Genomic DNA, 6,802 nt, shown 5'->3' on the forward strand with positions numbered 1-6,802 from the left:
GGTGCCTGCTCGCCGGATGAGGGTCAGCATCAGAGGTGTTGTGCGGAGGTGATCACGGCTCGGCCGAAGGCCACGGTCTGGGTGCCGTCGGTGGAGGTGAGAGGGATGCCGTGGCCGGCACGGTGGGTTATGGCTTGGGTGCAGAGGGCCGAGTAGGCGGGGAAGCGGGCGCGGGCGTGTTCGCCGGCGGCGGTCTTCGAGATGATGTTGCCGGTGGCAAGGAGTGCGTGGAGGCGGGAGATGCCGAGGACGACCCAGGAGACGATCCGGCCGTCGAGAGGCTGATCGACCGGCCGGTCAGTCATGGCCCGGTCAAGACGGTCGAGCATCGGCACCCAGTACGACGTGAGGTTGTCGCGAGTGTGGTCGACGAGCGCCTCGTGGTCGTCGTGGACCACCAAGCCGTCCACCGCGCATACTGCGATTGACTGGCGCGCCAGCTCCGACCACAACACCGGCGTCACCGACCCGGCCGCGGCCGGGTCCTGGAACTGGCCGTCGATCGTGTACACCACCGGCGTACTGCGATCAGGCTCAGCAGCCAGCGCGGACGCGGTCAGATAGGTGACATCGAAGTACGGCCGCTCCGGCAGCTTCGCGTGCACCGCACGGACGACCTCCGGATCCGTCACCGGCTCGGAGACCACGACGACACCGTCGATGTCGCTGCGCCCCGGGGAGTAGTCGCCGAGCGGGATGGACCCGGTCAGGTAGAACCCGCGCACCAGCCCCGGCCTCGTCTTGTCAATGAGCTCCAGGTACTGCGAGGTGATCGCCGCGACCTCGGCCGGGACGGTCATCGGTTGGAGGCGGTGCTGATGAAGGCGGCCAGGTCCTCGGACTGCTGGATCCGGGACTCCTCGTGGATGTACATCATGTGGCCGGCCGGGTAGTACTTCGTCTCGATGTTGCCGACCAGCTCGCTCGGGATCTGCAACCGCGCCAGCGTGTGCTCGGTGGCGAAGTACGGCGTCGCGCCGTCGTAGTGCCCGGACGCGACATGCACCTTGAGGTGCGGGTTGACCCGCATCGCGTCGGCGAGCTTCTCGGCCACGGTGATCTGCTGGCCCTCGAACTCCTTGAACGACCAGTTCTTGGCCGCGTCCACGTTGAGGATCTCGTACGGCAGGTCGTTCTTGTACTCGAGCTCGACCCGCACGTAGTGGTTCAGCGCGGCAGTGTACGGCCCGATGATCGCGCTGAACGACGGGTCCTTGCCCGGCGTCTCGCCGGCATAGTCCGCGTCCCAGCCGGTGAAGCGGCCGTCCAGCCGGCCGATCACCTGGCGGCGCGACCGCAGCAGCTCGGCGAAGAACCGCATGTGCTCGATCCGCAGGTTCACCCGGTCCAGGTAGTCTTCGCTGAGCCCGGTCAGCGACGCCAGCCGGGTGACCACCTCGGCCCGGTAGTCGGCCGGGATCCGGTTGCCCTGGGCAAGCGCATTCGGGTAGCGGCCGGCCGCGAACCGCTCGGCGTCGGCGAGCACCTCGTCGAGGGTCCGGTCCGGCACGAGACCGTGGTAGTGCGCGATGGCGGCGTACGACGGCAGGAACAGCGTGTACGGCAGGTCGTTGCCCGGGGTGAAGTCGAGCGTGCCGAACTCGAGCGCGGCCGAGATCAGCATCACCCCGTTGAGGTACATGCCGTAGCGCTCCTGCAGATGCGCGGCCAGCCCGGCGGCGCGCGTCGTACCGTACGACTCACCGGCCAGGAACTTCGGCGACATCCACCGCCCGTTGCGCGACGTCCAGAGCCGGATCACCTCACCGACGGACTCCAGGTCGCGCGTGAACCCGTGGTAGTCGCCCGGCTTCTCGCCCTCGACCGCGCGCGAGTAACCCGTCGAGACCGGGTCGATGAAGACCAGGTCACTGTGCTGCAGCAACGACTCGGCGTTGTCCACCAGGCCGTACGGCGGGGGCGCCAGCTCACCGGCGTCACCGGACACCACCCGACGCGGGCCCAACAGGCCGAGGTGCAGCCAGATGCTCGACGAGCCCGGACCGCCGTTGAACGCGAAGGTCACCGGCCGGTCCTTCGCGTCGGCGTCGTCCAGCGTGTAGGCGGTCAGGAACACCTCGGCCTTGGGCTTGTGCCCGTCGAACTTGCCCTCGGTCAGCACCTCCTGCCGCAGCACGATCCGGCCGGTCGTCGCGGTGTACTTCAGCCGCTTCCGGCCGACCGGCAGCACATGCTGCGTCGACACCAGGTCGTCCGTGGGCGGCGCCGCCTTGGTCTCCTCGGCCGCCGCCTCGGACGTGGACTCGGTGTTCTCATCCTTCGCCATGCCGAGCACCCTAATGGAACTCGGCAAGCCTGTGATCAGGCCTTCACGGCACCGGGGCGACCGTCCTCGACGACGAACGACGCGTAGGTGTACTTCGGGGCGTCGGCGCGGCTCACCGTGGTGACCATCTGCAGGTCCGTCCGGAACTCCTCGCGGTCGATCGTGCAGCGGACGTAGCCGCGCCGGTCGCCGTCGAAGAACTTGATGTGCGGGTTGTACTTGATCATCGGCCCGTAGTACGGCCCGTAGACCTCACCGTCGCCGTTGCTGGTCAGCGACGTGCCGACGAACTCGGTCGCCACCACCGGCGTCCCCTCGCGGTCGAAGTCCGCGTGGATGTCGTTGACGAAGCTGGAATGCCAGTCACCCGTGACGACGACCGGGTTGCGGGTGTTCGCCCGGTCCCACGCCGCGATCAGCCGTTGCCGGGCACCCGGGAAGCCGTCCCACGCGTCGTGCCAGAGCAGATCGCCCGCGGCGCCGTCGTGGTCGAGCCGGCTGAGCATCACGTTGCTCGCCAGCACGTCCCACTGCGCCCGCGAGCGCTTCAGGCCGTCGTACAGCCAGTTCTCCTGCGTCTGGCCGAGCATGGTGATCGACGGGTCGTAGCCGCCCGTGCAAGCGTCAGCCTCGCCCCAGCCGCACGGTGGGACGCTGCGGTACTGCCTGCCGTCGATCACGTCGAACTGGGCCAGGTCGCCCCACTGCAGCCGTCGGTAGATCCGCGGACCCTCACCGGTCGGCCGGGCAGGGCGTCGTACCGGCTGGTGCTCGTACCAGGCCTGGTACGCCGCCGCCCGCAGCGCGGAGATGTCTCCCTCGTACTGCGACTGCGTGTTGGCGTAGTCGTTCTGGACCTCGTGGTCGTCCCACGTCACCATCCACGGGAACCGGGCGTGCGCGGACTGAAGATCCGGGTCGCTCTTGTACAGGGCGTACTGCACGCGCCAGCGCTCCACGTCGCGCGGAGCGGTCCCCAGCACTGCCGGCACAGGGGTCTTCCGGTAGCCGCCGTCGGCCGGGATGCCGCCCTCGTAGACGTAGTCGCCGAGGTGCAGGACCAGGTCGAGGTCATCGTCGGCCATGTGCCGCAGGGCCGAGTAGTAGCCACTCGACCACTCCTGGCAGGACGCGAACGCGAACTTGACCTGAGAGTTCCGCCCGGTGCGCACCGGCGCGGTCCGGGTCCGACCGGTCGGCGACACGTCGGAGCGGTACCGGAACCGGTAGAACCACTCGCGGTCGGGCGCCAGTCCCTCCACCTCGACGTGCACCGAGTGCGCGAGCTCGGGCAGCGCCCACGTCGTACCGGTCCGCACGATGCGGCGGAAGTTCTGGTCGAGGGCGATCTGCCACTCCACCGGCACCTTGGTGGCCGGCATCCCGCCGCCGGGGACGAACTTGTTGGGCACGAGGCGGGTCCACAGCACGACTCCGGTCGGGGTCGGGTCGCCGCTGGCCACCCCCAGCGTGAACGGGTAGTCCCCGCCGGCCGGCCGCGGGGTGGCGTTCGCCGGCCCCACCGGTAACTGCGCGAGCGTCGCCAGCCCGGCGACACCTCCGACGGCACCGAGGAACTTGCGACGATCGAGCTCTGCTCTGGGCGGTGTCATGCGCGGCACGGTAGCGGCGAATGGTGACATCGAGACGACCTGCGAGTGTCGCAACAGCGGCCCGGACCGGCGAACTGGATAGCCTCGGGCCATGGCGACGATTCTGCACCTCGCTTTCCCGGAGCAGTGGGAGGCCGCCAAGGAGGCGGGCTGCTACCGCTGGTCGACGCGAGGCAAGAGCCTCGACGACGGGGCGACGTTCATCCACGCCTCCCGGCCGGAGCAGGTGGCCATGGTCGCGAACTTCGTGTACGACGACGTCCAGGAGCCGCTGAGCCTGCTGGTGATCGACACCGAGCGCCTGGTGTCCGCGCTGTGCGATGAGGACCTCGACGCGATCGGCATCAGCTTCCCGCACATCTACGGACCGCTGAACCTCGACGCGGTGGTCGACGTACGGCGGTACGAGCGCGGCGCAGACGGGCGATGGCCCGAGGTGACCGCGGACGCCGTATCCTGAGAGCTGGAACGGGTCGGTCGGGCGATCGCGTCGTCCCCTTGAGGGGCGCCGAGGAAAGTCCGGACTCCACAGGGCAGCGTGGTGGGTAACACCCACCCGGGGCAACCCGCGGGACAGTGCCACAGAAAGCAGACCGCCAGCGGCTTCGGTGAACCCCGTGGTTCGCCGAAGTGCGGGTGAGGGTGAAAGGGTGGTGTAAGAGACCACCAGCTCCGCAGGTGACTGCGGAGGCTCGGTAAACCCCACGTGGAGCAAGGCCAAGAAGGGCGGTGGGCAACCACCGCCCGCGCGAGCGTCCGAGGGCTGCCCGCCCGAGCTCGCGGGTAGGCCGCTGGAGGTGCCCGGCAACGGTCACCGTAGATGGATGATCGCCACCACAGAATCCGGCTTACAGACCGACCCGTTCCCCCACCACAGTCCCACGCCCCGACCGGCGGTCTCCGTTGTCCACAGCCCTCAAAATGCTTCGCTGGATCGGGCTGAAACTGGCTATGGTCTAGAGCAAGACAGACCTGGGTGGGCCGGAGTCAATCGGTTACCACTCCTAATGGGCGGGTCGCGGGTTCGAGTCCCGCCGTCGGGCTTCGGTCCGGCGTAGCTCAGGCGGCTAGAGCAGCTAAACGCCGGTCGGCACACCACGTCCGCCCAGGCCTGTCTTTTGTTTGCCCAGACGACAGGAGAAGGGAATGTCCAACGACCCGCTGGCTCTGATCAGCACCCGGCAGACGCGTCAGCACGAGCAGGCCGACCCACGGCAGCGGAAGAACGGCGCCGGCGGCTACGCGTTCGTGCTGGACGAGCTCGCCCGGCTGCACCGGTTCCTCACGCTCGGCACCACCGGAGGCACGTACTACGCCTCCGAGCGCGAGCTGACCCGGGAGACGGCCGGAGTGGTCGTCGAGCTGGCGACGAAGCGTGCGACCGACGTCGTGACCGCCGTACTGGACATCTCTCTGGCTGGCCGTGCGCCGAAGCAGAACCCTGCGCTGTTCGCCCTTGCCGCGGCGGCGAAGCTCGGTGACGACGAGGGGCGCCGGGCAGCGCTGGCCGCCGTACCGCTGGTCGCACGCACCGGGACGCACCTGTTCCTGTTCGCGGGCTACCTGCAGCAGTTCGGCGGCTGGGGCCGCGGCACGCGCCGGGCGATCGGCAACTGGTACGTCGACCCGGAGCGCGACGTCAACGCGGTCGCGTACCAGGTGCTGAAGTACCGCCAGCGGGACGGCTGGTCGCATGCGGACCTGCTGCGGCTGTCGCACCCGAAGACGACCGAGCCGGTACGGCGGGAGCTGTTCGACTGGATCCACGGTCGTCCGGCGGACCTGTCCGGGCTGTCTCTGCTCGTTGCCTTCGAGCGCATCCAGGCGGCGACGGACGTCACCGAGGTGGCCGACGTCATCGCGCTCAACCGCGCTGTGTCGTGGGAGATGGTCCCGGACCGGTTCCTCAATGAGCCGAAGGTCTGGGACGTCCTGCTCGCGAACGGGCTCCCGCAGACCGCGCTGCTGCGGCAACTCCCACGCCTCACCCGGCTGGGACTGCTCGAGCCGCTCGGTTCGTGGGCTCCGATCGTGGCCGAGCAGCTGTCCGACGCCGCACGGCTGAAGAAGGCTCGCGTGCACCCGATCAACGTGCTCGTTGCTCAGCGCACCTACGCGTCGGGCCGCGGCGCGCGGGGCAGTCAGTCGTGGACGCCGTCGCAGCCGATCGTGGACGCGCTCGACGCGGCGTTCTACGCGGCGTACGACGCGGTGGAGCCGACCGGGAAGCGGCTGATGCTGGCGCTCGACGTGTCGGGGTCGATGGTGGCGTCGGTGTCGGGTCTGCCGATCACCTGCCGGGAGGCGAGTGCAGCGCTGGCGCTGGTCACGGCGGCGACCGAGTCGTCGTACGAGATCGTCGGCTTCACCAGCAAGGGCGACTACCGGAAGTCCGAGCTGATCCCGCTCTCGATCAGCCCGCGCCAGCGCCTGAACGACGCGATCAGCTCGGTCTCCAACCTGCCCTTCGGCGGCACGGACTGCTCCCTGCCGATGCAGTACGCGCTCCGGCGGAAGATCCCGGTCGACGCGTTCCTCATCTTCACCGACAACGAGACTTGGTACGGCGACATCCACCCGCACCAGGCGCTCCAGGAGTACCGCCGGAAGATGGGGATCGACGCCCGCCTGATCGTCGTAGCGATGACCGCCACCGGCAGCACGATCGCCGACCCCACCGACCCCGGCATGCTGGACATCTCCGGCTTCGACACCGCAGTACCAGGCCTGATCACCAACTTCACCCAAGGCCCGTAGCCGGGGGGCGGGGCGCCCCCCCCCCCCCCCCCCCCCCCCCCCCCCCCCCCCGGCGGGGGGGGGGGGGGGGGGGGGGGGGGGGGGGGGCCCAGGTCGGCATCAGGAGGCCCGGAGGGTGAGGAAAGCGCGGTTCGTGGTTCGCCAG

Annotated in this window: 5 protein-coding genes and 1 other RNA gene; 3 read left to right on the forward strand and 3 right to left on the reverse strand. The window is 69.3% G+C overall.

The features are described from left to right. Positions 1–29 precede the first annotated feature (29 nt). The 3 genes from ACIBGM_RS39635 to ACIBGM_RS39645 are packed head-to-tail and all read right to left on the reverse strand — an operon-like array spanning position 30 to position 3,900. On the reverse strand, positions 30–800 hold the full coding sequence (locus tag ACIBGM_RS39635) for a nucleotidyltransferase domain-containing protein (protein ID WP_396388482.1): 771 nt from the start codon (positions 798–800) through the stop codon (positions 30–32). Further along, positions 797–2,287 carry a S10 family peptidase gene (locus tag ACIBGM_RS39640; RefSeq protein ID WP_396388483.1) on the reverse strand — a complete coding sequence of 497 codons (1,491 nt, stop codon included), beginning with the start codon at positions 2,285–2,287 and terminating at the stop codon, positions 797–799. Before ACIBGM_RS39640 ends, ACIBGM_RS39635 begins: the two co-directional genes overlap by 4 nt. 35 nt (positions 2,288–2,322) lie before the next feature. Further along, positions 2,323–3,900 carry an alkaline phosphatase D family protein gene (locus tag ACIBGM_RS39645; protein ID WP_396388484.1) on the reverse strand — a complete coding sequence of 526 codons (1,578 nt, stop codon included), beginning with the start codon at positions 3,898–3,900 and terminating at the stop codon, positions 2,323–2,325. 91 nt (positions 3,901–3,991) lie between these two features. Between ACIBGM_RS39645 and ACIBGM_RS39650 the strand changes: the two genes are divergently transcribed. The 3 genes from ACIBGM_RS39650 to ACIBGM_RS39660 all read left to right on the forward strand — a co-directional run bounded on the left by ACIBGM_RS39650 (position 3,992) and on the right by ACIBGM_RS39660 (position 6,657). Beyond that, positions 3,992–4,360, forward strand: a complete 369-nt coding sequence (locus tag ACIBGM_RS39650) for a DUF952 domain-containing protein (protein ID WP_396388485.1) — start codon at positions 3,992–3,994, stop codon at positions 4,358–4,360. Between the two features lie 9 nt (positions 4,361–4,369). Then, positions 4,370–4,767, forward strand: an RNA gene (gene rnpB, locus ACIBGM_RS39655) — RNase P RNA component class A. Between the two features lie 279 nt (positions 4,768–5,046). Continuing rightward, positions 5,047–6,657, forward strand: a complete 1,611-nt coding sequence (locus ACIBGM_RS39660; protein WP_396388486.1) for a TROVE domain-containing protein — start codon at positions 5,047–5,049, stop codon at positions 6,655–6,657. Positions 6,658–6,802 lie beyond the last annotated feature (145 nt).

This window comes from Kribbella sp. NPDC050470 (assembly GCF_044458365.1).
GTDB lineage: Bacteria > Actinomycetota > Actinomycetes > Propionibacteriales > Kribbellaceae > Kribbella.

Coding starts and splice junctions, on each gene's coding strand:
- ACIBGM_RS39635 (WP_396388482.1), bottom strand. CDS start 800: ATGACCGTCCCGGCCGAGGTCGCGGCGATCACCTCGCAGTACCTGGAG.
- ACIBGM_RS39660 (WP_396388486.1), top strand. CDS start 5,047: ATGTCCAACGACCCGCTGGCTCTGATCAGCACCCGGCAGACGCGTCAG.
- ACIBGM_RS39650 (WP_396388485.1), top strand. CDS start 3,992: ATGGCGACGATTCTGCACCTCGCTTTCCCGGAGCAGTGGGAGGCCGCC.
- ACIBGM_RS39645 (WP_396388484.1), bottom strand. CDS start 3,900: ATGACACCGCCCAGAGCAGAGCTCGATCGTCGCAAGTTCCTCGGTGCC.
- ACIBGM_RS39640 (WP_396388483.1), bottom strand. CDS start 2,287: ATGGCGAAGGATGAGAACACCGAGTCCACGTCCGAGGCGGCGGCCGAG.